Origin of the sequence: Syntrophobacter fumaroxidans MPOB (assembly GCF_000014965.1) — a bacterium.
GTDB classification, from domain to species: domain Bacteria; phylum Desulfobacterota; class Syntrophobacteria; order Syntrophobacterales; family Syntrophobacteraceae; genus Syntrophobacter; species Syntrophobacter fumaroxidans.
Window position 1 is genome coordinate 1692449 of the sequence record NC_008554.1, and the last position, 23394, is coordinate 1715842.

General features: G+C 61.0%; 21 protein-coding genes. 16 read left to right on the forward strand and 5 right to left on the reverse strand.

The features are described 5' to 3' along the window. Positions 1-313 precede the first annotated feature (313 nt). The 3 genes from SFUM_RS07075 to lepA form a co-directional block, all read right to left on the reverse strand. On the reverse strand, positions 314-1885 hold the full coding sequence (locus tag SFUM_RS07075) for a class I adenylate-forming enzyme family protein (protein ID WP_011698221.1): 1572 nt from the start codon (positions 1883-1885) through the stop codon (positions 314-316). Between the two features lie 558 nt (positions 1886-2443). After that, a complete protein-coding gene (gene hemW / locus SFUM_RS07080; RefSeq protein ID WP_011698222.1) occupies positions 2444-3559 on the reverse strand; it encodes a radical SAM family heme chaperone HemW in 1116 nt (371 codons plus the stop codon). Further along, a complete protein-coding gene (gene lepA, locus SFUM_RS07085) occupies positions 3552-5348 on the reverse strand; it encodes a translation elongation factor 4 (RefSeq protein WP_011698223.1) in 1797 nt (598 codons plus the stop codon). Before lepA ends, hemW begins: the two co-directional genes overlap by 8 nt. Positions 5349-5834: 486 nt before the next feature. Here lepA and SFUM_RS07090 point away from each other — a divergent pair, with 486 nt between their 5' ends. Further along, positions 5835-6155: a hypothetical protein gene (locus tag SFUM_RS07090; protein WP_011698224.1), complete on the forward strand. Its 321-nt coding sequence runs from the start codon at positions 5835-5837 to the stop codon at positions 6153-6155. Between the two features lie 290 nt (positions 6156-6445). Here the strand turns inward: SFUM_RS07090 and SFUM_RS21550 are convergent, their stop codons facing one another. Further along, positions 6446-7267 (reverse strand): TorF family putative porin, encoded by an 822-nt coding sequence (locus SFUM_RS21550; RefSeq protein WP_011698225.1) that lies wholly within the window; start codon positions 7265-7267, stop codon positions 6446-6448. Between the two features lie 54 nt (positions 7268-7321). Between SFUM_RS21550 and SFUM_RS23100 the strand changes: the two genes are divergently transcribed. After that, positions 7322-7480 (forward strand): hypothetical protein, encoded by a 159-nt coding sequence (locus SFUM_RS23100; protein WP_153307204.1) that lies wholly within the window; start codon positions 7322-7324, stop codon positions 7478-7480. A gap of 498 nt (positions 7481-7978) precedes the next feature. After that, on the forward strand, positions 7979-8395 hold the full coding sequence (locus SFUM_RS07100; RefSeq protein WP_011698227.1) for a hypothetical protein: 417 nt from the start codon (positions 7979-7981) through the stop codon (positions 8393-8395). A gap of 216 nt (positions 8396-8611) precedes the next feature. On the opposite strand, the gene gltX is transcribed toward SFUM_RS07100, so the two are convergent. Continuing rightward, positions 8612-10018, reverse strand: coding sequence for a glutamate--tRNA ligase (gltX, locus tag SFUM_RS07105; protein ID WP_011698228.1), 1407 nt, complete (start codon positions 10016-10018; stop codon positions 8612-8614). 772 nt (positions 10019-10790) lie between these two features. Here gltX and SFUM_RS07110 point away from each other — a divergent pair. The 13 genes from SFUM_RS07110 to SFUM_RS07170 all read left to right on the forward strand — a co-directional run bounded on the left by SFUM_RS07110 (position 10791) and on the right by SFUM_RS07170 (position 23338). After that, the gene (locus tag SFUM_RS07110) at positions 10791-11300 is read left to right on the forward strand and encodes a hypothetical protein (RefSeq protein WP_011698229.1); all 510 of its coding nucleotides are present in this window, start codon (positions 10791-10793) and stop codon (positions 11298-11300) included. Between the two features lie 99 nt (positions 11301-11399). Then, positions 11400-11954: a YceD family protein gene (locus SFUM_RS07115; protein ID WP_011698230.1), complete on the forward strand. Its 555-nt coding sequence runs from the start codon at positions 11400-11402 to the stop codon at positions 11952-11954. Positions 11955-12186: 232 nt separating this feature from the next. Then, complete coding sequence (rpmF, locus tag SFUM_RS07120; protein WP_011698231.1) at positions 12187-12369, forward strand: 50S ribosomal protein L32; 183 nt, start codon at positions 12187-12189, stop codon at positions 12367-12369. 32 nt (positions 12370-12401) lie between these two features. Next, a complete protein-coding gene (gene plsX, locus SFUM_RS07125) occupies positions 12402-13463 on the forward strand; it encodes a phosphate acyltransferase PlsX (protein WP_011698232.1) in 1062 nt (353 codons plus the stop codon). Positions 13464-13531: 68 nt separating this feature from the next. Next, positions 13532-14701 (forward strand): acyl-CoA dehydrogenase family protein, encoded by a 1170-nt coding sequence (locus SFUM_RS07130; RefSeq protein ID WP_011698233.1) that lies wholly within the window; start codon positions 13532-13534, stop codon positions 14699-14701. A 28-nt stretch (positions 14702-14729) separates the two neighbouring features. Further along, on the forward strand, positions 14730-15521 hold the full coding sequence (locus SFUM_RS07135) for an electron transfer flavoprotein subunit beta/FixA family protein (protein ID WP_011698234.1): 792 nt from the start codon (positions 14730-14732) through the stop codon (positions 15519-15521). Next, a complete protein-coding gene (locus SFUM_RS07140) occupies positions 15518-16717 on the forward strand; it encodes an electron transfer flavoprotein subunit alpha (RefSeq protein WP_011698235.1) in 1200 nt (399 codons plus the stop codon). The genes SFUM_RS07135 and SFUM_RS07140 overlap by 4 nt, the downstream gene beginning before the upstream one ends. A gap of 513 nt (positions 16718-17230) precedes the next feature. Then, complete coding sequence (gene fabG, locus SFUM_RS07145) at positions 17231-17974, forward strand: 3-oxoacyl-[acyl-carrier-protein] reductase (protein WP_011698236.1); 744 nt, start codon at positions 17231-17233, stop codon at positions 17972-17974. 83 nt (positions 17975-18057) lie between these two features. Then, the gene (fabF, locus tag SFUM_RS07150) at positions 18058-19314 is read left to right on the forward strand and encodes a beta-ketoacyl-ACP synthase II (protein WP_011698237.1); all 1257 of its coding nucleotides are present in this window, start codon (positions 18058-18060) and stop codon (positions 19312-19314) included. Positions 19315-19355: 41 nt separating this feature from the next. Further along, positions 19356-19796, forward strand: coding sequence for a ribose 5-phosphate isomerase B (gene rpiB, locus SFUM_RS07155; protein WP_011698238.1), 441 nt, complete (start codon positions 19356-19358; stop codon positions 19794-19796). Between the two features lie 256 nt (positions 19797-20052). Continuing rightward, positions 20053-21288 carry a serine hydroxymethyltransferase gene (gene glyA / locus SFUM_RS07160; protein WP_011698239.1) on the forward strand — a complete coding sequence of 412 codons (1236 nt, stop codon included), beginning with the start codon at positions 20053-20055 and terminating at the stop codon, positions 21286-21288. A 239-nt stretch (positions 21289-21527) separates the two neighbouring features. Then, a complete protein-coding gene (gene ribD / locus SFUM_RS07165; protein ID WP_049766315.1) occupies positions 21528-22655 on the forward strand; it encodes a bifunctional diaminohydroxyphosphoribosylaminopyrimidine deaminase/5-amino-6-(5-phosphoribosylamino)uracil reductase RibD in 1128 nt (375 codons plus the stop codon). A gap of 20 nt (positions 22656-22675) precedes the next feature. Then, positions 22676-23338, forward strand: coding sequence for a riboflavin synthase (locus tag SFUM_RS07170; protein ID WP_011698241.1), 663 nt, complete (start codon positions 22676-22678; stop codon positions 23336-23338). Positions 23339-23394: the final 56 nt, after the last annotated feature.

Genomic DNA, 23394 nt, shown 5'->3' on the forward strand with positions numbered 1-23394 from the left:
GGGGATACGTCCCCCACGCTTTTAGAGTATCATTTTGAACGCAAACACCGCATGAGCCCGCCGGGATCGCTCCCCGGCCCGGCTCTCGGACGCCGGGCCGGGCGCGTCGAGGCCCCGCGTCATCGCCGACCGCCGCGAATCCCGATTACAAAATCTGCACTCGGTTACATTTGTTGCACAAGGTCCAGCCGTTCATCACTCATCTTTTTGGATGACCATGCGACCGCGAACCCGGAAAATAACGAAATAGCGTCATTTTAATGAAAACGTACGGCGAACGGATCCCCGCGTCCCCCAAACCCGCCGGGCATCGTTACAGGCTGAAGCTCTGCTCGGTTCCGGCATACCGTTTTCTGAGCAGGGGTTTCTCTATTTTTCCGGTCGGGTTGCGGGGCACCGCCGCAAAGATGATCCTGCGCGGCCGCTTGTACCGGGGCAGCCCCTCGCAAAAGTCCATGACCTCCCGCTCGGTGAGCTCCTGCCCCGTCTTCACCTGGACCACCGCCGTGGCCAACTCCCCCAGGCGCGCGCTGGGAAGGCCGATGACCGCAACATCCCGGATCTTGGGGTGCGCCTGCAAAAAATCCTCGATTTCCACCGGGTAGATGTTTTCTCCACCGGTTATGATGACGTCCTTCTTCCTGTCCACCAGCCAGATGAACCCGTCCTCGTCCTGGCGGGCCATGTCGCCCGTGAACAGCCACCCGTCGTCGAGCACCTCCCGGGTGGCTTCGGGATTGCGGTAGTATTCCTTCATGACCCCCGGCCCCTTGACCGCCAGCTCGCCGATTTCACCCTTTGCCACCGGTTCGCGCCCGGAGCTCACGATCTTGATTTCCCAATCAAAGCCTGGAACGCCGATGGCCCCGACCTTGTGCATGTTCTCCACCCCCAGGTGCACGCACCCCGGTCCCGTGCATTCCGTCAGGCCGTAGTTGGTGTCGTACTGGTGGTGGGGAAACACTTTTTTCCACTGCTTGACCAGGCTCGGCGGGACGGGCTGGGCGCCGATATGCATCAGGCGCCATTGCCGCAGATTGTAGTGACTGAGCTTGACGTCCCGGTTCTCCACGGCGAACAGGATGTCCAGCGCCCACGGCACCAGGAGCCACACGATGGTCACTTTTTCCTCGGACACCGCCTCCAGGATCCACCGGGGTTCCGTGCCCCTGAGCACGACGGCCCTGGCGCCGACGATGAGGTTTCCGAACCAGTGCATCTTGGCGCCCGTATGATAGAGGGGAGGAATGCACAGGAAGTTGTCCGCATGCGTCTGATGGTGGTGGCTGTTTTCGGCGTAACAGGCGAATTCCAGGTTTCGATGCGTGAGAAGGGTCGCCTTGGGACTGCCGGTGGTGCCCGAGGTGAAGTAGAGGGCCGCGTCGTCCAGGGTATTGAGGTCGACCCGGGGATCGAGCGCGGAGCCGGACGCGAGGAAAGCGCCGTAGTCTTCGGCGTAGTCCGGCCGGACCTCGTCGGGTCCCACGAACACGTAGCTCTTCACGGTGTCGAGTCTTTCCCTGACGGCGTTCACGCGGTCCACGAACTCGGGACCGAAGAAGAAGGTCCCGGCCTCGGTCACCTGGACGCAGCGTTCGATGGCGGCCGCGTCGAATCTGAAGTTGAGAGGCACCGCCAAGGCGCCCGTGCGCAATATCCCGAAGTAGATGGGCAGCCATTCCAGGCAATTCATCAGCAGGTGCACGACCCGGTCGCCCTTACCCACCCCTCTTTGGAGCAGCGCGGTGGCGACGCGGTTGGCCTGCTCGTCGAACGTCCTCCAGGAGATCTCCCTGCGCGATTTTTGGGCGGGATCCCGTTCCACAAGGGCGACCTCGTCGGGGTACAGCCGGGCGTTCCTGGCCAGCATCTCAGTGATCAGCATGATTTTCTCCCTGTGATTCCCGATTCCTTCACGGCGGCAATCGATGAATGCACCCCGTCGGCCTCCTTGAGGCCAACCCGGCGCCGGCCCCAGCCGGACGCCCGACACCCTGGACGTTCCGAGCCTCGCGCTTCATTCGCGACGGCGGCATCCCCAGCGCTCCCGCCCGGCCCGCCGCTGCCTCATACGAAGTTGCGAGCAAGATGGATCTTTCAAGCACAAAAGAGCGGGGGAATGATTCCCCCGCACCCCCCAAGTTTCGGCCACACGCGCAAGCGCGTGAGGCCGAGTGCTCGGCGCTGTCGGCGACTGGCCGAAGGCCGCCGCCGCAGCGCCACACGGAGCCGCGAAGCGGCGTGGGGGTGGGGGGGATACGTCCCCCACGCTTTTAAAGTATCATTTTGAACGCAATTATCCATGCCCCCTGCGACACCCGCGAAGCATGAAAACAGACTCACCCGGGAGTCTATTTTCTAGGTAATTATCCATGCCCCCTGCGACACCCGCGAAGCATGAAAACAGACTCACCCGGGAATCTATTTTCTAGGTAAATCCGTATCAGAACAACAGGGCAAGCCCGTCGGCAACCAGGAACCCCTTCCTGGTCGGCACGACGGAACCGCCCCTGATCTCGATCAATCCCGAATCGCTCAAACGGGTCAGAACCCCGCTGTAGTCCGCGCACGAAGCAAACGTTTCCAGGGGAACGCCGTCGCTGGTCCTCAAGCCGAGGGAGAGCCGCTCCAGTTGAACCTGCTCCGGGGTCAGGATCTCGCGACCGGCGACGGGCGATTGCCCGGACATCAGCCTGCGCGCATAGTCCGAGACCGACCTCACGTTCCACCACCTTGAATCATTGTCGAAGGAATGCGCCGACGGCCCCAGCCCGAGGCAGGGGACGCGGCGCCAGTACTTTCGGTTGTGCCGCGAGACGAATTCCGGCGCTCGGGCGAAATTCGAGATTTCGTAGTGCAGGTAGCCGCGCTTTTCCAGGAATCGCGAAGTCCGCAGAAAGAACGCTCTTTCCACGTCTTCGCCGAGGGGGCGCATTGTGCCTTTCTTCAGCTTTTTCCCGAAAAGGGTTCCTTCCTCGTAGGTCATCTGGTAGCAGGACAAATGTTCGGGGCCGAACCCGAGCGCCCGGTCGAGGGTCTTCAGCCATCCCGGCACGGTTTGCCCCGGGAGACCATAGATGAGGTCGATGCCGACGTTCTCGAAACCGGCGGACCGGATGATAGCCAGGGCTTCTTCCGCCTGCAGGGCGGTGTGCCTTCGTTTCAGGAGGCGGAGCTCTCCTTCGTCGAGGGACTGCACTCCGAGGCTGATCCGGTTCACTCCGAGGTCGAGAACCTCCCGGAGCCTGCCGGGAGTGATATCGTCCGGGTTGGCTTCGAGGGTGATTTCCGTGTCGTCGGAAAAGGAAAAAGCACGACGAAGATGGTCGATGAGCGCTCCCAGGCGGGCCGCATCGACGAGCGAGGGGGTCCCGCCGCCGAGATAGAGGGAATCGAAGAGCGCGAACCGTCCCCGGTATCCGTCGATTTCCTTTACAACGGCTTCCAGCCAGAGCGGCAGGAGCTCCAGGGACGTCGTGGAATAGAAATCACAATAGGGGCATTTGGACCGGCAAAAGGGAATGTGAACGTACAGGCCGGCTGCTTCGACACTACTCATTGTCGGCTTTCAGGACGGCAACGAAGGCGCTCTGGGGGATCATCACGGACCCCACCATTTTCATCCGCTTCTTGCCTTTCTTCTGTTTTTCGAGCAGCTTTCTCTTCCGAGAGATGTCGCCGCCGTAGCACTTTGCGGTCACGTCCTTGCGAAAGGCGTTGACCGTGGACCGCGCGATGATCTTCCCTCCTATGGCACCCTGGATGGCGATCTTGAACTGGTGCCGGGGGATTTCCTCCTTGAGCCGGTCGCAAACCTGCACGGCCCATTCCCGAGCGCGTTCCCGGTGGACGATCAGCGACAGGGCATCGACTTTCTCGCTGTTCACCAGGATGTCGAGCTTGACCAGGTCGCTCACCCGGTGTTCGATCAGGTCGTAGTCGAAGGAGCCGTATCCCTGGGTGACCGTCTTCAGCTTGTCGTAGAAATCGAAAACCACCTCGGCCAGGGGCATTTCCATGGAGATCTCGATCCGCCCGGGGGTCGGGTAGTTGAAACGCGGGTTCACTCCGCGCTTGTCGAGGCACAATTTCATCACGGCGCCCATGTACCGTTCGGGAATGATGATCGAGGCCTTGATGAAGGGCTCGGCCGAAGTTCGGATCCTGATGGGATCCGGGTAGTACTGCGGGTTGTCGACCATCGTCGTGCTGCCGTCTTCAAGGGTCAGCACGTACTGCACGCTCGGGAAGGTCATGATGATGGACTGGTCGTATTCACGTTCGAGGCGCTCCTGGACGATCTCGAGGTGCAGCAGTCCCAGGAAGCCGCAGCGAAACCCCTGCCCCAGGGCAACCGATGAGTCCTTCTGGTAGATCAGGGCGGCGTCGTTGAGCTTGTACTTCTCGAGGGAATCAGCCAGGGAGAGATAATCGTCGGAGGAAATCGGGTAAATCGAGGAAAACACCACGGGCTTGACTTCCTTGAAACCGGGAAGAGGCGCCGGGACCGGGTTGGAATCCAGGGTGATCGTGTCGCCCACCCTCGTGTCGCTCACCGTTTTGACGCCCGATATGACGTACCCGACCATTCCGGCCCGCAACTCCTTCTTGGGCTCTCTCGACAACCGAAAGACGCCGACTTCCTCCACCTTGTAGGTCGCCCCGTTGGACATGAAGCGGATGACGTCCCCGGGACGAACCGACCCGTCAAACACGCGGCAGGCCACGATAGTGCCCCGAAAGGAGTCGTAGTGCGCGTCGAAAATGAGGGCGGAAAGCGGGGCATCGAGCTTCCCCGACGGAGGCGGGATCCGATCGACGACGGCCTCCAGGACGTCGTCGATCCCCCTGCCCTCCTTTGCGGAACACAGCACCGCCTGGCTTGAATCCAGACCGAGCTCACTTTCAATCTGCGCCCTGGTGTTTTCGATGTCGGCCGAGAGCAGATCGATCTTGTTGATCACCGGAATGATCGTGAGATCGTGTTCCATGGCGGCGTAGAGATTTGCGAGCGTTTGCGCCTGCACTCCCTGCGAAGCGTCCACCAGCAGCAGGACCCCCTCGCAGGAGGCCAGGGCGCGGGACACCTCATAGGAGAAATCCACATGCCCCGGGGTATCGATCAGGTTGAGCTCGACTTCTTCGCCGTTGCGGCTCCGGTACGGCAGCGTGACCGTCTGGCTCTTGATGGTGATCCCGCGTTCCCGCTCGATATCCATGTTATCGAGAATCTGATCCCGGAACTGTCGGTCGGTCACGAGGCCCGCACGCTGTATCAACCGGTCCGCCAGCGTGGATTTTCCGTGGTCTATGTGAGCGATGATGCTGAAATTCCTTATTTTCGTCATAGACACCAGGTACCCTGAACAAATTTGAGGGAAGGATCAATGGCGGGGGCACCGCCCGTCGGTGCCTCAAGGCCGCCCCGGCTACCGCGCCCCGGGTCCCGGGTCACGCTCGAGCTCCGATCGTGTCCCTTCCCGGGGAAAATTGATTTATATCCTATATGCCTTCGCCGGTAAATCCTCACGAAACTCCCGCCCCCTGAAAGCCGGATGCCGAACACGGCGCCACCCCCGGAAAAATCGAGGCGTTCTCGCCCCGAAGTCGTCTGCCGCGTCGGACTTCCGGATGGACACCGACGCCGAAAAAGTGTAAACGGGGATCATCCGTCATTCACCGCCCGTCTGCGACAATCCACCCCCTCACCCGCGCACGAACGCATCCGGGCGGTTCCGGAGAGGAGGCCGCAGCGCGGATCGCCCCGTCAGGCTCCGTCGTCCGCGATCCGGTTTCTTTCCGCTCTTCAAACCACAATCTATGGAGGAGATTCAATGAAAACGGTTCGTATCCTGATTGCCCTGAGTGTTCTGTGCGCTCTCGCGTCGTGTTCTCTCAAGCAAGGCTGGGACCTGGCGGGAAAATGGCAGAAAATCGAGGGCGCCGAAACGGTCGAATTCACCGCCAAGGGCACGGTGGTCCTGGTGAGCGGGGAGACTTCCGTAACCGCTCCGTACACCGTGCTTGACGCAAAACATTTGCAGCTCAACCTGGGAGGGCTGGGAACGGTTGTGGTCGGAGCGGAGGTCGCCGGAGACACGCTGACGCTGACCGACGCCAAGGGACAGGCCGTCAAGTACAAGAAAGCGAAATAGAGCAATCACCTGGGAGATAGACTCCCGGGTGAGCCTGTTTTCATGCTCCGCGGGTGTCGCAGCCCCCATGGGCAATTGCGTTCGAGGTGGGTGCATCGGACGGGCGGGCATAAAGCCCGCCCGTTGTACGTATGATCCGCGTAACAGTCCCGTAATGGCAAGGTTTATCCCCGACCGCATCACCTCCCGGCCGTGGATGTGTGGAAAACAACTCGGATGAACGCACAAGACCCGGCCCCGCCTTGGCGGGACCGGGTCTTTTTTGTATCGAACCCGGAGTCTGCCCGGAATCAGAACGCCGCGGTGATATTGAGACCGCCGAACACGTGGCTGGACTCGCCGTCCCAGGAATTCGCCTCGATGATGTCCGCCGCTTCGCCGGTGAGCGGAAACGCGAAGCCGATCTTGGGAGTGAGCGTCAGCCACTTGAGAACCGGGATGCGCAGCCCGGCGTTCAGCGTCCCGGAATGGAACGCGGAATAGGAATCCAGCCTGCCCGAGGGGTGGACCAGCGTGTCGTCGTCGAGCAGAACCAGGTACCCGAAAGTCATCCCCAGGTCGACGCTCATTCCGCACCAAGGAAGCGGGAAATTGCGCGAAAGGTCCAGTTGCATCCACCACCCGGGCGTGTGGGTCACTTCGCGATACGTCGTGAATCCAACCGTGAACCACGGAAAGGCGTACGACACCCCGCCGTACACTTCCAGCGCGTCGAACCGGCCGTTGGGCAGATTGTAGTAGATGGTCCCCACGGTTCCCGTGAAGTTTTTGAAAAGCTCGCGCGAGTAGGAACCCGTGAAATCGGTCTCGTTCCACTTCGCTCCTCGCGAGAACAACTCCTGGGCGGTATCGAAATTGCCCCACACGTTGAACGAGAAGCCATGCGAGCCCAGCGTGAACGAGGGCTGCATGACCGCACTGCCCGCGCTGAGCGCATACCCCCTCCAGATATACTGGCTGAGGAAATCGACCGACCCGCTTCCCGTCAGCTTGACGTCCTCACACGCGCCCTGTTCGTCGGCTCCCGCCGGCGCAGTCCCGCACATTAACCCCATGAATGCAAAGAAGAAAACCAGTAGTGCGCCAACCCCTCTTGACCTCAGCTTTTTCATTTTTTTCAGCCCCTCGTTGAATGCTCGAAGAAAACCCCATCACGCGGAAGACGAATGAAGACCGCACACCTCATCCGAACCGGGTTCGATTCCACCCGTGAAGTGGCAAATAGCAGGAAGCTTGCCATTGGAGATCGAACAGGCATTGGCGCACGGATCGAGAAGACCGCACAGCGCGTTGAAGCCCTCGTTTATCCGGAGCTAACAGATTGATTTTGATATATTATTGGTTTTGAACGAAAAACCCTGCCGTCAACAGCCGGCGCGATTGCTCCAGGCGGATTGGAGGTTTGATCTCATTGAAATGGATCATACTTTGACACATTTTTGTTGATTTCATGGCTGCGGAGCTTCCGATTGCAACAAAACCGACACTCTCGTCATGTGCCGGAATTTCGCCGCCGTGATGGTCGGTTCTCCCCCGGCACGGCGAGGACCCGGGAATCCCTTTGCGCCGCGTGGTCGCGCCGGCGTGAGGGATGCACGATCTCATGAACCGGCCCGGTGAGGCGGGTGGCGGGCATGTGCAGCTCGCTGTAAAAGAAGCGGCCCAACCGGATGGAGTCGGTTGATCCAGTTCGCGATTTCATGTATGAAGTGTGGATCGAACTTTCGTGAATTTCCAGGGAGCTCGACCGATGTCGAGCTTTCATGTCATTTCAGAGAACGGTGTTGCTGTCCGCGGACAATCTTTCCGGAGGTGGCCGGAGCATGAATGTAAAGGAACTGGAGCAGCTGATGGAGCAGGCAATGACGTCCGAGTGGGAGGTCACTTCCACGGGCACCGGTTTTCTGGTCGCCACGGACTGGCGCCTGCCCAACAATGAACGCATCGAGATCTTTGTGCGAACGGTCGGCGAGCGGGAGGATCTATTCCTGGTGACGGATGGGGGAGAGGTCTTCAACTTCCTGTTTTCCCACGGCATCGATCTTTCCAAGGACACCCGGGGGATGAAGACTCTGAACGGCGTGTCGGAGAGGTACCAGGCCAAGATCGTGAACTACCAGATCACCCGGGGAAGCGGCCGGGCGGACCTTGCCCGTTCCATACGCCTCATGCTCGAAGCCGTCAAGGACGCGTCCTTTCTTCTCTGGCACAAACTGGTCCCGGACAGCTCCATTCACTGACGCTCGCGGGGGGGGAGATTACGACTTGATCGGCCACGCCGAATCCGGCCTGACGCCCGCGCGCCGGCGGGTGGGGAGGAACGAAGTTCGGTCAATAATACAAGATCGGCTCTGACGCCCGCGCGCCGGCGGGGGGAGGAAACCCGGCCTCCCGTGATTGACGCCCCCGCCCCCGCGGCTTCCCGGCATCGACACCGCGGCTCGGCCGCCCGAATGTCAGCCTGCCTGCCGGTCGATGAACCGCAATGCGTTGTTCAGACGCTTGAGCACCGCGTCCTTGCCCAGAACGTCGATGATCTCGAACAGGCCGGGGCTCACCGTCCCTCCCGTCAAGGCCACTCGAACGGGTTGGGCGACCTTTCCCAGCTTCAGTCCCAGTTCCGAAACGATCTGCTGAAAAACCGATTCCAGGCGCTCGTGGGAAAACCCGTCCAGTGCGGCCAGCTCCGCAAGAAGCCGATTGAAGGGTTCGCGCATGGCGGAAACCAGAAATTTTCGGGCCGCCTCCGGATCGTATTCCACTTCATCCACCAGGTAGAACCGCATTTGCTCCGCCATCTCGACCAGCGTCCGCACTCTGGGCTGCAGCGTCGGAATCGCTCGGGCCACGTATTCGGGCGACCGGGCAGGATAGCCCTTCGCGTCAAGGAACGGCTGCAAAAGGGGAACCAGCGCCTCCGGGCTCCTTTCCCTCAGGTAGTGGGCGTTCAGCCACAAGAACTTCTCCGGGTTGAACACACTGGCGGATTTGCCGACGTTTTCCAGGCTGAAGGTTTCGATCAGTTCCCGCCGGGTGAAGATCTCCTGGTCTCCGTGAGACCATCCGAGTCGGACCAGGTAGTTGATCAGCGCTTCCGGAAGGATCCCCATGTCCCGGTAGGCCATGACCGAGGTGGCCCCGTGGCGCTTGGACAGGCGCGCCCGATCCTCGCCCAGGATCATGGGAACATGCGCGAAATACGGCAGCCTGGCACCGAGAGCCTGGTAGATGAGGATCTGGCGCGGGGTGTTGTTCACATGGTCATCCCCGCGAATGACGTGGGTGATGTTCATGGTGACGTCATCCACCACCACCGCGAAGTTGTAGGTGGGCATGCCGTCGCTGCGCTGGAGGACGAGGTCGTCGAGCTCGGCGTTCTCGAAAAAAATCGGTCCCTTGATGATATCGTTGAGCACCGTCGTGCCCGAATCCGGACACCGGAACCGGAGCACTCTGTCCGGCCCGGGACCGAGCCCGCGATCCCGACACCTGCCGTCGTACTTGGGCTTTCGCCCCTCTGCCATGGCGCTCTTGCGCCGTCGTTCGAGATCGTCGGGCGCGCAGTCGCAATAGTAGGCGGCACCGCCGTCGACCATTCTTTGAAGGTAATCCTTGTAGACATCGAGTCGCTTTGTTTGATAGTACGGTCCCTCGTCCCAGTCCAGGGAGAGCCATTCCATGGCGTCGAGAATGGCCTTGATGGACGATTCCGTCGACCGGACGAGGTCCGTGTCTTCAATGCGAAGGATGAATCTGCCGCCGAAATGGCGGGCGAAGAGCCAGTTGAACAAGGCCGTCCTTGCCCCTCCGATATGCAGATCCCCGGTTGGGCTTGGCGGGAATCGAGTGATTACGGGCTCCATAAACCATGTTCTCCTTGAAATATGCCGATTGCCGCTTCGATTGATACTAGGTTGCCTAGAAAATAGATTCCCGGCCGAAACTATTTTCATGCTTCGCGGGTGACGCCGGCGACATGGGGAATTACCTAGAAAATAGATTCCCTCGGGAGTCTGTTTTCATGCTTCGCGGGTGAAGCGCAGCCTCATGGATAATTGCGTTCAAGAGGAGTGCATCGGGCGGGAGGGCATAAAGCCCTCCCCTTGCTACGTCTGACCGGCCTATCGGTCCGTAGGGGGTTATCCCCGCCCGCGCCACCTACCCTTGCTACCTCTGACAGAAACCCGACCGGCCTGTCGGTCCGTAGCAAGGGGCGGAGTATATCCCCGCCCGCGTCGCCTCCCGCCATGCGGGTGTTGTGTAATCTTGAACGCACCCCGGTATGAAGCGGATTTGCAGGAGGGGGAAAACACCTTGCGCTCCGGATGTTTCGTTCCATCCTGCCGTATGCACCGCCAAATTTCGGCTTGCAGCCGAAAACCGGGCAATAATGCTTAACACAGGACCGGGCTAAACTCAATCACGCGCTGCCGCGAAAAGCTCCAGGCCGCTCGGCGCTTCGCGGAATCATTTGAAAAACCGGTCGCCGCGCAACAGAAATCTTGCTCATTCGGCACTCATCTGGCAGTATGTCGCAACGCCTGACGGAAAGGACGGCCTGCCTGCATCGGGCAGGCCGAATGGAATTGGGATTTCAGAGTTCTGCTGAACCATCCGGCTGAAGGGAATGGAAGCATGAAAAGCATCATCCGTGTTCTGGCATGTTGTCTGGTACTGCTTTCTCTGTGTGCGTGCGGATCGTCCAAGGAACCGGCGGCATCGACCGCAACCGGGCCTCCCCCGAATTCTCCGACCAAGATCAGGGTGGTCGACGTTTCCAACAGCACGGGGGAACTGTTTGACGTGGACGTGATCGGGTTGCTCTGGAGCGGCCTCGACGATGCGTTGAAGAAGCGGGGCATGTTCTGGACTCCGGATTCCCCCAACCCTCCGCTCACCATCGAAGCACAAGTGGTGAAATACAGAAAGGGAAGCGCCGTTGCAAGAGGAATGCTGGTGCCCTATTGGGGGAACACCGTGCTCGTGGCCAAATGCGAGCTCAAGGAAGGCGACCGGGTGATCGCGTCGGCCGAATCGAAGCAGAGCGTTTCCCTCGGTCACGGCGGGATCGCGATCGGGGGATGGCGCAAGGTTTTTTCCGCCGTCGGGGAGGAACTGGTGAGCAAGGTGGTGCGGCCCATGTAATGGGCGTCGGCTTCTTCGGGATGATGACCTGTCAAATTGATTGACAACTTGACACGGATCTGTATACTAAGTTGTTTTGACATCCTGAAGGGAAGCGGCATGCGGATTCGAGTCGACGAAATACCGGAATCGGGGAGGTTTCTTCATTTCCACTGGGATGAAGACCACCTGCGCCAGTTCCTGCCTCCGGAGGATCCTTTCGAGATCGAGCTGGTGCGGCCGGTCAATGTGGACCTTGAAATTCAGAAAAGAATCGACCACATCCGCATCACGGGGACCATCAGGGGGGTCTTGCGGCTGGGTTGCCATCGGTGCCTGAAACCTTTCCAGTGGTCCATGGATGAAACCGTGGACGTCTTTCTCCTCGAGGAAGAAAAGGCTCCTCAGGAGGAGGAGCTCGAGCTGGAAGACGAAGAGCTCGACTTCGAATTCTTCGACGGTCAAATCATCGAGATCGACCAGTTGGTGGCCGAACAGATCTTCCTGGCGTTGCCGTTCAAGGTGCTCTGTTCCGAGGACTGCCGCGGCATCTGCCCCCGGTGCGGGGTCAATCTGAACGATGAGGAATGCCGTTGCGCGATGGAGAAGGAACCTTCGGCATTCTCCCGGCTCGAGGCCATCAAGTCGCGGCTGCCGGGCTGGAGGGAAGAATAGGGACGAAAGACAATCGAATCAACCGGCCCGCGCCGTTGCGGGTCTTTCGTATCAGTCCTCCTCGCTCGTAAGGAGCACCGGAATCCCGCACCAGCGGGATTCTTTGCATGCTTTCAGCGGATTGCGGAGACATCCGGGAGCCCGGGGGGACGTCAAACAACCGCCGCACCTTCACGCGCGTGAAGCTCACGCGGGATTGCGGATCGGACGAGGTTTCCAAGGAGAATCGAAAATGGGAGTACCTAAGAGAAAGACATCCAAAGGCAGGCGCGACAAAAGACGTGCCCATCTGGCCCTGAGCGGCCCTGCCCTGGCCAAGTGCCCGCAGTGCAACGAAATGCGCCTGCCTCACCGGGTTTGCCCGGCCTGCGGCTACTACCGGGATCGAGCGGTACTGGAATTTGAGGAAGAATAGGCAGAGCGGTCCGTCGTCGGAAGGTCTGGTTTATGAAGATTGCGGTGGATGCCATGGGCGGGGATCATGCCCCCGAAGCGCTCATTGAAGGGGCGCTCCTGGCCGGACCGCAATGCTCCGCCGATATCCTCGTGATCGGCAACGAAGCACGACTCTCCAGTCTTTTGGCTCACTCCGGTGACAGCACCTCATTAAAAGTGGTTCACGCCCCGCAGGTCATTGGCATGGGAGAGGCCGGACCCATGGCCCTTCGCAGGAAGCGGGAAGCGTCCCTGACCATAGCCATGCGCCTCTTGGCCGAGAACGAAGTCGATGCCGTCGTGAGCGCCGGAAACAGCTCGGCCGTCGTCTCGGCGGCAAGGCACCTGGTGGGATTGATCCCTGGACTCAGGCGTCCTGCCATGGCGGTGCCCTTGCCCACCCCCTCCGGAAAACTGTTGTTGCTCGATGCGGGAGCGCACGCGGAAGCCACTGCCATTCATCTGGCCCAGTCGGCCGTGCTCGCGCATTGCTATCTCAAGATCGAGGAGGGCTTGAACCGCCCGCGCATCGGACTCTTGAACATCGGGCATGAACCGGCCAAGGGCAACAGGGCGGTCCAGCGCGCCTTCGCTCTCTTGAGGCGATGCAGTCTCGAATTCACGGGCAACGTGGAACCCAACGACCTCTTTGCCGGAAAGGTCGATGCGGTGATATGCGACGGCTTCGTCGGAAACGTGCTGCTGAAGATGTACGAGGGGTTTTCCGAAACCGTCTGTCGTTTCCTGGAGTCCCTGGCGAATCACGACGGTCGGGACTTCTCCGGAGGGGCGGGACGGATTCTGGAACGTTTTCGGAGGGACTATCATTACGAATTCGTGGGTGGCGCGCCCCTGCTCGGGATCCGCAAGACGGTGGTGGCGGCGCACGGACGATCCCGGGCCACAGCCATTGCCAACGCCATCCGGCTGGCCTGCCGGCTGCAGGAAGCAAGGGTGTTCGAACGTCTTGCGGGGATCGTCGAGGAGGATGGGGCACTGACCGAGTTGAGACACCAGAATACCCTGCTGATGATCGACCAACTCAAAGATAAGTGGGGATTTGCCCATCGATAGAACCAATCACGGCTTCACTACCATGCTTTTGCCCCCGTGGCCATGGGCCGGAGGAAAGGAGCACCATCGTGGATTATTTCTTGACTGAAGAACAGGTCATGATCCAGGAACTGGCGGGCCAGATCGCGCGTGAGAAAATCAGGCCGGTCCGGGCGCAACTGGACGAACAGGAGGAGTTCCCATGGGAAATCATGAAGATATGCGCGCAGGCCGACCTTTTCGGTCTATATATTCCTGAAGAGTATGGCGGGCTTGGGGGCGGCATTCTCGAAAACTGCCTCGCCATCGAAAAAATTGCCGAGGCGTGCATCGGCATCGCCACCTCTTTTGCGGCCAGCGGCCTGGGGGCTTACCCGATCCTTCTTTTCGGAAGCGAGGCACTGAAGCGGGCCTACCTTCCCGATATCGCCTCAGGCAAACGCCTTGCGGCTTTCGGACTGACCGAATCCGGAGCGGGCAGCGACGTATCCGGCATACAAACCACCGCGGTGCGCGACGGCGATCACTATGTTCTCAATGGGGCCAAGCAGTGGATCACCAATGGCGGAGAGGCGGAAATATACTCCGTGCTCGCCATAACCGACCGTTCCAAGGGCCCCAGGGGCGCCAGCTTTTTCGTCGTGGAAAAAGACGATCCCGGCTTCTCTTTCGGCAAGAAAGAGAAGAAGCTCGGCATACGCGCCTCGGCCACCCGGGAACTGGTGTTCCAGGACTGCCGGATCCCAAAAGAACGGTTGATCGGCAGGGAAGGCACGGGCTTCATTGTTGCCATGAAAACCTTCGACAAGTCGCGCCCCGGCATTGGAGCGCTCGGCGTCGGATTGTCCCAGGGCGCTCTGGACATCTCCGTGGAATATGCCCGCAAGAGAATGCAGTTCGGGAAACCCATCATCAGCTTCCAGGCAATCCAGCACAAGCTCGCCGACATGGCCATCAAAACGGAAGCCGCGCGTGCGCTCATCTACGCCGCGGCCCGCTATATGGACACCGACCCGCCCGATTCGAGCAAAGTGGCCGCCATGTGCAAGGTGTTCGCCGGCGATGCGGCGCTCTACGCGGCCACCGAGGCCGTGCAGATTCTCGGAGGATACGGCTACATGCAGGACTATCCGGTGGAAAAGATGATGCGGGACGCCAAGATCCTCCAGATTTACGAAGGAACCAACGAGATCCAGCGCAACATCATCGGTCAGGAATTGAACAAGGAATACAGCAGGCTGAAGGAGTCATTCTTCTAGCCCCGACAATAAGAGGAATCCGATATCCATGCACATCGTCGTATGCATCAAGCAGGTTCCCGATACGAAGAACGTCAGGATAGACCCGGACACCCACACTTTGGTCCGCCAGGGAGTGGAAAGCATCATCAATCCGTTCGACCTGTTCGCGGTGGAAGCCGGCCTGCAGCTAAAAGACAAGCTGGGGGCGACGGTCACCGCCGTCACGATGGGCCCCCCGCAGGCGGGTGACGCCTTGCGCGACACCCTTTCCCTGGGAGTGGACGACGCCGTTTTGTTGAGCGACAGGGCGTTCGCGGGGTCCGATACGTGGGCTACCGCCACCACGCTTTCCGCCGCCATACGCAAGATCGGCGACGTGGACCTGGTCATCTGCGGCAAGCAGGCGGTGGACGGCGATACAGCCCAGGTCGGCCCTGAGATGGCCGCTCTTCTGGATTTTCCCTACGCCACCTACGTCAAGAGCATGCAAAAGCTCGACGAGCGCCATTTCAAGGTGACCCGGCAGACGGACGAGGGCGTCGAAGTCTGGAAAGTGCCCCTGCCGATGCTCATCACCGTCATAAAGGAGATGGGCGAGCCCAGGGTGCCTTCGCTGCGGCATAAAATGCGCGCGAAAAAGGCTGAAATCCCCGTCTGGGGCGCCGCGGATTTGGGCCTCGATCCGAATTCCGTGGGGCTCTGCGGCTCCTTCACCCAGGTGGTCCGCGTTTTCAGCCCGCCGCGCCGCACGAACCGCATCCAACTTTCGGGCACCGTGCAGGAACAGGCTGAGCAGCTCTATCGACACCTCAAACAGGCCAAGGTACCAGGGATATGAAAGCCATCGTCGATCGCAAGAAATGCACCGTCTGCGGCGTGTGCACCGATGTATGCCCCATGGGGGCTATTTCTCTGAAGGAAACCGAAATCGAAATCTCCGACGACTGTTCGCTGTGCGGCATGTGTGTGGACACGTGCGAATTCGGGGCGCTCTCGCTTCCGCAGGTGGGCACAGGCCCCGCCGCCGACATCGCCGCGTACAGCGGCGTATGGGTTTTCGCCGAATGGCGTTCCGGAACCATCCACAAGGTCAGCCACGAGTTGCTGAGCGCGGGCCGGGTCCTGGCGAACAAACGCGGCGTTCCGCTGGCGGCCGTGCTGCTGGGGCACCGGCTGGACGACGCGATCTCGGAGGAGCTCATCTCCTATGGCGCCGACGTGGTTTACGTGGTCGACCATCCGGAGCTGGCCGGATTCCGCGACGACACTTACGCCAACATCCTGGTGGAACTGATCCGCCGCAAGCGTCCGGAGATCCTTCTCGCCGGGGCGACCAGCATAGGCCGCTCCTTCATTCCGCGCGTGGCGGCATCCGTCAGGACGGGGTTGACGGCGGACTGCACCGACCTGGACATCAGCGAGGACGGCCTGCTGCTGCAAACCAGGCCGGCGTTCGGCGGCAACGTCATGGCCACGATCGTCTGTCCCAACAGCCGTCCCCAGATGGCGACGGTCCGGCCCAAAGTCATGAAGCCGGTGCCCGTTCCGGGACACAAGGGAAGTGTTGAGCTCGTCACCGCACCCGAAGAGTGGCTGCGCAGCAGGGTCGAGGTGCTGGAGGTGATCCCCGAGGCGGACAAAACGGCCAAACTGACCGAAGCGGACGTCATTGTTTCGGGTGGTCGTGGATTGAGAAAACCCGAAAACTTCAAGCTGCTCGAAGACCTCGCCGGCCTTTTGAACGGCGCGGTCGGAGCGTCGCGCGGGGCCGTGGAGGAAGGCTGGATCGCGCCGTCGCACCAGGTGGGACAAACCGGTCGAACCGTGGCCCCCATTCTTTACATGGCCGTGGGCCTGGCAGGGGCGATCCAACACGTGGTCGGCATGCAGGGCTCCAGGATCATCGTGGCGGTGAACCGCGACCCCCAGGCTCCCATCTTCGATGTGGCCTCTTTCGGAGTCGTTGCCGATCTTTTCGAATTCGTTCCCGAGTTCATCAAGCGGATAAGGACCGAACGAGGGGAAAGCAGCTAGCGTCCCTTCGCCGAGGTTCCCTGGACTTCGGTAATGCCGATCGATCTCCGGTCCGTCCTCGCCGCGTGCGGAGGTGATAGGCGCGAAATAGGCGCCTTGCTTTTTCAGGGTGACCGTCCTCCCCGCGCTCGGAGGTCATAGCGGGCGGCCGGGTTCCATTACGTACAGAGGCGCGACCTCCCCGCGCTGACGGAAGTGATGGCTTACAGTGTCATCTCGACCGCAGGGAGAGATCCAGTTCTCCCCGTGCTCGGGGGTGATGTGAAAAGTGTAGGTTTGACCCCGAATCGCATGCATGCTATTGAAAGTCGGTTCGGGTTCCGGAAGCTCAGTTCCCGAAAACGGTGAGCGGGGAGAGGCACCCGCATGCTCCTCCCGGACGTTCCGGGAGATGTTGAAACGATCGGCGCGGCCTCGGGAAGGTTTTACAGGGCGGCCCGGCCGATGTGGGCCCGGCCGCGATGCACCGGCCGCCGGTTATGCGAACCCATATCGATTGGAGAGGGTACAGGAATGAGCGAAAAGCGCGTTGCCGTCGTGACCGGCGCGAGCAGGGGAATCGGCAGGGGCATTGCCGTGGCGCTGGCTCGACCGGGATATGACATCATCGTCAACTATAACGCCAGCCCCGGACCCGCCGAAGAGACGGCGGCCGCGGTCGCCGCCCGGGGAGGTTCCGCCCACCTGCACCGTTTCAATATCGCGGACGCGGATTCGGTCAAGGAAGCGTTCAAGGAAATCATCAAGACCTACGGCAGAGTGGATGTCCTGGTCAACAACGCGGGGATCGCCCGCGACAACCTGCTCGTTCTCATGAAGGCTTCGGAGTGGGATGAAGTACTGGACACCAACCTCCGGGGGGCATTCCTGTGCACTCAGGCGGTCGTCAAGCAGATGCTGCGGCAGAGATACGGCCGGATCGTGAATGTAACCTCCGTGGTCGGTGTGATCGGCAACGCCGGCCAATGCAACTACTCCGCCGCCAAAGCCGGGCTGATCGGATTCACGCGGTCCATCGCCCGCGAACTGGTGTCGAGAAACATTACCGTCAACGCGGTGGCTCCCGGCTTCATCGAAACCGACATGACGCTGGCATTGCCCGAGACGGCCAGGCAAAGCCTGCTTCAGCAGATACCCGCCGGACGCTGCGGCACGCCCGAGGACATCGCGGCCGCCGTGGTTTTTCTGGCATCCGAGGCGGCCGGATATATCACCGGGCAGGTCATTCACGTCAACGGTGGAATGTTTATGGGCTGATGCGCAAAGCTCCTTTTGAGAAAGGACCCGCTCGCACGCGGTTCGGATCGTTTGCCCCGCTATAAGTCATGGAGAAGAAGGAAATGGAATCGAGGAAGAATCGACGCGTGGTGATCACCGGAATCGGCCTTGTGTCACCCCTGGGTGTGGGGATCGAAGAGAACTGGACGAACCTCATCCAGGGGAAGTCCGGGATCCGGGCGATTACCGGTTTCGACGCAAGCGCCTACGCGACCAGAATCGCCGGAGAGGTGAAGAATTTTCATCCGGAAGACTTCATCCCCAAGAAAGAGCTCCGCAAGATGGATCCTTTTCTCAAGCTCTGCCTGGGAGCCTCCCGGCTCGCCTTTGAAGACGGCGGGTTTGAAATTCCCCCTGAGCTTGCTCATCGTGCCGGGGTGGTCATGGGTTGCGGGCTGGGGGGACTGCTGACGCTGGAGGAGTCCCACAAGGTCCTTCTGGACCTGGGGCCGAGAAAGGTCAGCCCCTTCTTCATTCCGATGCTCATCGGCAATATGGCTCCCGGTTTGATCTCCATCTATCACGGGGCCAAGGGCCCCAACCTGTCCATCCAGACCGCCTGCGCCGCCGGCACTCATGCCGTGGGAGAGGCTTTTCACATGGTCCGGTCCGGGATCTCCGACATCATGATCACCGGCGGAGTCGAGTCCACCGTAACCTCCCTGTGCGTCGCAGGGTTCAACGCCATGCGCGCCCTCTCGACGCGCAACGACGAGCCGGAGAAAGCCTCCCGCCCGTTCGATCGCGACCGCGACGGTTTCGTGCTGGGCGAAGGTTCCGCGGTGCTCATCCTGCAGGAGCTGGAAATGGCGTTGGCGCGGGGCGCCCGAATTTATGCCGAGGTCATCGGTTTCGGGGCCACGGGGGACGCTTTTCACATGGCCGCGCCCGCACCCAACGGCGAAGGAGCGGCGCGTTGCATGCAGATGGCCCTGGACGACGCGGGCATCGAGCCCTCGGCGGTCGATTACATCAACGCCCACGGCACCTCCACCGACCTCAACGACAAGTATGAGACGCAGGCCATCAAGACCATTTTCGAAGCGCATGCCTCGAAGTTGGCGGTCAGCTCGACCAAATCCATGACCGGGCACCTGCTGGGCGCCGCCGGGGGAGTGGAGGCCGCCTACACGGCGCTCACACTGGAACGGCAGATCATGCCGCCCACCATCAATTACGAAAATCCGGACCCCGACTGCGATCTCGACTACGTGCCCAACCAGGCGAGGCCGGGACACATCGAAGTGGCCATGTCGAATTCGTTCGGATTCGGCGGGACCAACGGCACCCTGGTTTTCCGCAGATGGACCGGAAAATGAAGTCGGCGTTCGGATCAGCCGGCACGGGAGAGGCTTGGGTCATGAAGATAATGGTGGGATGCGATCACGGCGGTTTCGAATTGAAGGAGAAGATCGTCGCGCACCTTGGGACTCTCGGTCACGAGGTGGTGGACGCCGGAACGAACAGCCTCGAATCGGTGGATTACCCCCACTATGCAATGAAAGTGGCCCGGGCGGTCGCCAGGGGTGAGGCCGACCGCGGGATTCTGGTCTGCGGGAGCGGCATCGGCATGAACATGACCGCGAATCGCGTCTCCGGCATCCGGGCGGTCCTGGCGTACGAGCCATACGGGGCCATCATGAGCCGGCGTCACAACGACAGCAACGTTCTGTGCATGGGAGGCCGGTTCACGGGATTGGACATGGCCTTGCAGATTGTGGACGTCTGGCTTCGGGAGCCCTTCGAGGGCGGACGCCATCAGCGGCGGATCGAGCTGATCGACCGCCTGGTCGATGCCTGATACCGGCACCTCTTCGGCCTCCGTCCCTCCCGCGCCGCGGCGGCGGACTGCGGGCGACGGCGTGGGAGCGGGAACCCCGGTCGATGTGGGCAAAAACCTTTGCGCCCCTCTATGCCGCGGGACGGTTCAAGGTTACATTTAACACGCTTGTCCGGACCATTTTCGTCACCTTTCGCAGCAGGGTTGCCCCATTGCCTTGCGCTCAACCTTAAGGGCTTGAAATTTATATAGGATTCATCACAGGGAAGGGAAGATCATGTCCACGCTCGAACGCATCGATCCTGAAATTGCCGATGTGATCTGTGAGGAGGAAAAGAGACAGCGCGGCAAGTTGGAGCTCATCGCTTCCGAGAATTTCGTCAGCGAGGCGGTTCGTGAAGCTCAGGGCTCAGTCCTGACGAACAAATACGCGGAAGGTTACCCCGGAAAGCGATATTACGGCGGCTGCGAGTTCGTGGACATGGCCGAAAGACTGGCGCAGGAAAGAGCCAAGAAACTCTTCGACGCGGAATATGCGAACGTGCAGCCTCATTCCGGTTCCCAGGCCAATATGGCCATATTCTTCGCCGTCCTCCAGCCCGGCGATACCGTTCTCGGCATGGACCTTCGTCAGGGAGGTCATCTCACGCACGGAAGCCCTGTAAGCTTCTCGGGCAAACTCTATAACGTCGTGTCGTACGGCGTCCGGAAAGACACCGAACAGATCGACTTCGACCAGGTCGCGCGACTGGCGCGCGAGCACCGCCCCAAGCTGATCATTGCGGGAGCCAGCGCTTATCCGCGCATCATCGATTTTGCCCGCTTCGGGCAAATCGCCAAGGAAATCGCCGCGTACCTCATGGTCGACATGGCCCACATCGCAGGCCTCGTCTGCTCCGGTCTTCATCCCAGCCCGGTGCCGCACGCCGACTTCGTGACTTCCACCACGCACAAGACGCTCAGGGGACCCCGGGGAGGACTGATCCTTTCCCATTCGAATTACACCAGGCTTCTCGACAGCCAGATCTTTCCCGGTATCCAAGGCGGCCCGCTGATGCACGTTATTGCGGCCAAGGCCGTTGCCTTCCGCGAAGCACTCCAGCCCTCCTTCAAGGAATACCAGCAGCGGGTGGTGGCCGACGCCGCGGCCTTGGCGCAAGAGCTGAAGGCGCTGGGGTACCGGCTGGTTTCCGGGGGCACCGACAATCACTTGATGCTCGTCGACCTCACGCCTCAGGGCGTCACCGGCAGGGTCGCCGAAGAAACGTTGGACAAGGCCGGAATAACCGTGAACAAAAATTCCATCCCGTTCGATCAGCAGAAACCCCAGGTCACCAGCGGTATCCGCATCGGGACTCCGGCTCTGGCTACGAGGGGAATTTTGCCCCATCACATGAAAGCGGTGGCCGGATTCATGCACCGGGGTCTGAAATCGGCGGGAGACGAACCGGCTCTGGCGCGCCTCCGGGCCGAAGTTGCCGAGTTCTGTTCGGCGTTTCCCCTGTTTTCGTGACGCCCGCGCGACCATGGAGGCGGGTTGAGTCACGCTGAGGGCCGGGCGCGGCGCAACTACCGATCCCCATGCGCCGGATGCTGGATGGGAGCTCGCGACTCGTTTTGGTGCGACGGTTGATTCATACGGGCCGGGGCGAATCCGGCGTTTTCGTGGCCATCCGCATCCCGGCTTTCTTCGGAGCGACGCTCGGAGGCGGGTTGTTCCGCGCGCTCCCGGATTGAGGCGAGCATTTCAACATGAGCCGAAACGATTCCTCCGAGGACCGCTTCTTCATGAAACGGGCGTTGCGCCTGGCGGCAAAAGGCGCCGGCCGCACGAGTCCCAACCCCATGGTCGGGGCGGTCGTGGTGCGTGGAGAAACCACGGTCGCGGAAGGTTTCCATGAATTCGTCGGAGGACCCCATGCCGAAGTGAACGCACTGCGGCAGGCGGGCGACAAAGCAAGAGGCGCAACCTTGTACGTGACGCTCGAGCCGTGCAATCATCAAGGCAGGACGCCGCCGTGCACGCGGGCGGTTCTCGATTCCGGCGTCGCCACGGTCGTGATCGGCATGGAGGATCCCAACCCGGGAGTCCGGGGAGGCGGAGCTTCCTTTCTCAGGTCTCACGGTCTGCGGGTCCACGCGGGCATTCTCGAAAAGGAATGCCGCGCGCTCAATCAGCCCTTCATCAAGCATGTCACCACCGGCCTTCCCTACGTGACCCTCAAGGCCGCGGTCACCCTCGACGGAGCGATCGCCTCCTCCTCGGGCGATTCCAAATGGATCAGCAACGAGCGGTCCAGAAAGTTCGCACACCACCTGCGCTGCATTTCCGACGGGGTCCTGATCGGCATCGGGACGGCCCTCGCGGACGATCCCCTGCTTTCCGCAAGAATCAAGCGAAGACCCGCCTGCCGGCAGCCCGTGCGCATCGTCCTCGACTCCCGCTTGCGTTTGCCTCTGGAAAGCGCCCTGGTGCGCACCGCCGCGGAATTCCCCCTCATGGTGGTCTGCGGACGGGATGCTCCGCCCACGAGGGAAAAGGCTCTCGTGGATGCGGGCGCCGAGGTGATGCGCCTGTCTTCCGGCAAGGGAGGGATTCATCTCCCCGAACTGCTCAGGGCGCTCGGGTCGAAGGGACTCTGCAGCCTGCTGGTGGAGGGAGGCGCCACGGTGCTCGGCGCTTTTCTGGACAACGGCCTGGCGGATGATTTCCATTTTTTCTACGCCCCCAAGGTTCTGGGCGATCCGGCGGGAACTCCCATGGTCCGCGGCAGGGGCCGCGAACGCATGGCGGACGCCGTGCCCGTATTCGACGTGCGTGTCAGGCGTTTCGGAGAGGATGTCATGCTATCCGGAAGACTGACCGAACACCTTTACTGAATGGACCGGGAAGAGAGCACATGTTCACGGGACTCATCGAAGGAACGGGAATCCTGCTGCGTCTGGACCGTCACGGGGTTGATGCCGGGATGGTCATCAAGCCGCGGTATTCCATGGGCGGGCTTTCGCTGGGGGAGAGCATCGCCGTCGACGGGGCATGCCTGACGGTGGTCGCTTTTCAGGGAGAAACTTTCACGGCCGACGTCTCCGCCGAGACGCTGAGCCGCACCACGCTGGGGTCCAAACAGCCGGGCAGGCGATTGAACCTCGAGCGCGCCCTCCGCATGGGAGACCGGCTCGGCGGACATATCGTGAGCGGCCATGTGGACGGCATCGGCATTCTTCGGGATCGGGTCCGCGAAGGACGGTCCTGGCGGCTTTTCTTCGAGCTCCCCGAAGCGTTGTCCCGCTACGTCATCGCCAAGGGCTCCATTGCCGTGAACGGCATAAGCCTCACCGTGAACGGTTGCTCCCGGGGGCGGTTCGACGTGAACATCGTCCCTCACACGGCGGCCGAGACCACCATCGACGACATGCAAAAGGGTGATGAAGTGAACATCGAGACCGACCTCATCGGGAAATACGTCGAACGGATGCTCGGCGGTTGGTCCGAGAAGCTCGGCACGCCTGCCGACTCAAGCCGCATCGACGAAGATTTTCTCCGCCGGCACGGTTTCTTGTGATGCGAATGCGGTTCCATCCGGCTTGTCTCCCGCGGGCGGGCGCCATTCGGCCCCTA

Excerpts from the sequence above, each read along its gene's own strand:
- SFUM_RS07075 (WP_011698221.1), bottom strand. The coding sequence starts at position 1,885 with ATGCTGATCACTGAGATGCTGGCCAGGAACGCCCGGCTGTACCCCGAC.
- hemW (WP_011698222.1), bottom strand. The coding sequence starts at position 3,559 with ATGAGTAGTGTCGAAGCAGCCGGCCTGTACGTTCACATTCCCTTTTGC.
- lepA (WP_011698223.1), bottom strand. The coding sequence starts at position 5,348 with ATGACGAAAATAAGGAATTTCAGCATCATCGCTCACATAGACCACGGA.
- SFUM_RS07090 (WP_011698224.1), top strand. The coding sequence starts at position 5,835 with ATGAAAACGGTTCGTATCCTGATTGCCCTGAGTGTTCTGTGCGCTCTC.
- SFUM_RS21550 (WP_011698225.1), bottom strand. The coding sequence starts at position 7,267 with ATGAAAAAGCTGAGGTCAAGAGGGGTTGGCGCACTACTGGTTTTCTTC.
- SFUM_RS23100 (WP_153307204.1), top strand. The coding sequence starts at position 7,322 with ATGAAGACCGCACACCTCATCCGAACCGGGTTCGATTCCACCCGTGAA.
- SFUM_RS07100 (WP_011698227.1), top strand. The coding sequence starts at position 7,979 with ATGAATGTAAAGGAACTGGAGCAGCTGATGGAGCAGGCAATGACGTCC.
- gltX (WP_011698228.1), bottom strand. The coding sequence starts at position 10,018 with ATGGAGCCCGTAATCACTCGATTCCCGCCAAGCCCAACCGGGGATCTG.
- SFUM_RS07110 (WP_011698229.1), top strand. The coding sequence starts at position 10,791 with ATGAAAAGCATCATCCGTGTTCTGGCATGTTGTCTGGTACTGCTTTCT.
- SFUM_RS07115 (WP_011698230.1), top strand. The coding sequence starts at position 11,400 with ATGCGGATTCGAGTCGACGAAATACCGGAATCGGGGAGGTTTCTTCAT.
- rpmF (WP_011698231.1), top strand. The coding sequence starts at position 12,187 with ATGGGAGTACCTAAGAGAAAGACATCCAAAGGCAGGCGCGACAAAAGA.
- plsX (WP_011698232.1), top strand. The coding sequence starts at position 12,402 with ATGAAGATTGCGGTGGATGCCATGGGCGGGGATCATGCCCCCGAAGCG.
- SFUM_RS07135 (WP_011698234.1), top strand. The coding sequence starts at position 14,730 with ATGCACATCGTCGTATGCATCAAGCAGGTTCCCGATACGAAGAACGTC.
- SFUM_RS07140 (WP_011698235.1), top strand. The coding sequence starts at position 15,518 with ATGAAAGCCATCGTCGATCGCAAGAAATGCACCGTCTGCGGCGTGTGC.
- fabG (WP_011698236.1), top strand. The coding sequence starts at position 17,231 with ATGAGCGAAAAGCGCGTTGCCGTCGTGACCGGCGCGAGCAGGGGAATC.
- fabF (WP_011698237.1), top strand. The coding sequence starts at position 18,058 with ATGGAATCGAGGAAGAATCGACGCGTGGTGATCACCGGAATCGGCCTT.
- rpiB (WP_011698238.1), top strand. The coding sequence starts at position 19,356 with ATGAAGATAATGGTGGGATGCGATCACGGCGGTTTCGAATTGAAGGAG.
- glyA (WP_011698239.1), top strand. The coding sequence starts at position 20,053 with ATGTCCACGCTCGAACGCATCGATCCTGAAATTGCCGATGTGATCTGT.
- ribD (WP_049766315.1), top strand. The coding sequence starts at position 21,528 with ATGAGCCGAAACGATTCCTCCGAGGACCGCTTCTTCATGAAACGGGCG.
- SFUM_RS07170 (WP_011698241.1), top strand. The coding sequence starts at position 22,676 with ATGTTCACGGGACTCATCGAAGGAACGGGAATCCTGCTGCGTCTGGAC.